We start from the raw sequence: 1433 nt of genomic DNA, 5'->3' as shown, positions 1-1433 counted from the left end.
CGCGAACCCACCCCAACGCCCTTCCCGCCGACACCGCCCACACGCCAGACGCACGCGGGGCCGGCAGGCACGAGACGGCCGACACCGCACACGCCGCGGCCCGGCCGACCACCGTGGACCGCTACTACACCGGCTGGCACCACTTCCGCCAGCACCACGGCAGAGAACCAGACGCGAGTGAACTCGCCACACACCTGGCAGAACTGGGCATCCTCGGCCGCAACGGCAAAACGATCAAACCCAGGACCCTCGCCCGCTACCTGCTCAGCTTCCGCATCTACACCACCTGGGCCCTGCACCGCGCCCACACCAGCCGGCCCAACCCCGACCACATCGCCCACGACCTCGCACAAGCCGGCATCACCGGCCAGTACAACAAACCCCTCCGTGCAGCCGACCTGCAAAAACACCACACCGACTTCGAACGCCGCTGGCACGCACTCGACCAACCCCACAATCACGAATTCGAGCAGCCGCCGCAGGAAACACACCCTCGATGACAGGCAGCCCGCAGCCCACCCACCAGCGACCGACACCCGGACCCCGACGCAACGGTCCGGCTCAGCCCGACGCACCGATCCAAGGGAGATCGCACCCCGCAGCCCTCCAGGGCTGTCGGTGTCCTGGCGGGAGTGGGCGAGTATCCGGGCCGGGTGCTCGCCGCGATCGCTGACCGCTACGGGCACGAGCCGTTGATCATCCGGTCTTGCGCCGATAGTGAGGACGGGTGGGAACGGTCGGGCGTGGGAGCGTTCGCGAGCGTGCCGGTCCCGACACCCGCACAACCCGAGGCCGTCTCGCGCGCGGTCGGCGAGGTGTTCGCCTCCTACGGTGGGTGCGGGCCGGAGGCGGGGGTGCTGGTACAGCGGTGGCTGAATCCAGTCCAGGCAGCGGGGGTGGTCAGGAGCCGGACCCTGACCTCGGGGCGCCGTACTACACCGCGACAGTGGACCTGGTCTCAGGCAGAACCGACACGGTGACCTCCGGGTGCGGCAAGGGGGTGCAGACCTGGTACGTACGCCGCACGGCGGCCAGCGGCGGTTCCGGCATAGTCCGCACAGTTCCGCAGACCGTTCAGCACCGGGGCGAGCCTCCGTACGGCAGCGGCCTCACCACCTTCTACGTCCATCTCGATCAGGCGGGCCGCGGCGAGTTCTTCCTCAGTAAGGAGGGTCGGCAACGGTACCGCGTCGGCCTCGAAGGAAGCTTCCACCGTGCGTGGGCGCACGGCGGTGCTGCCGCCGAGGTTGGTGTCGCGCCGGCCGCGGGCCCGAAACGGCCCCGCCCATCCACCCAGGTGGGAAGCGGACAGGGGCCGTTGCCCCGGCGGGCGGCTACAGGGTCAGGGACCAGGTGCCTCGCGACAGGGTCGTCTTTCCGTCCGGCGTGATGGTGACCCGGGCGCCGTACAGGGGCAGTTCGCCCTCCCGGTT

At 70.1% G+C, this 1433-nt stretch carries 1 protein-coding gene; it reads left to right on the top strand.

The window, feature by feature from the left end:
- The coding region (locus StrepF001_RS46170; RefSeq protein WP_165396597.1) for a hypothetical protein at window positions 1-500 on the top strand (500 nt) is incomplete at its 5' end.
- Window positions 501-1433 lie beyond the last annotated feature (933 nt).

Origin of the sequence: Streptomyces sp. F001, assembly GCF_004187715.1 — a bacterium.
Taxonomy (GTDB): domain Bacteria; phylum Actinomycetota; class Actinomycetes; order Streptomycetales; family Streptomycetaceae; genus Streptomyces; species Streptomyces flavusporus.
Note: the sequence above shows the minus strand (reverse complement) of the source record. Positions and strands in the feature narration are given on the sequence as shown.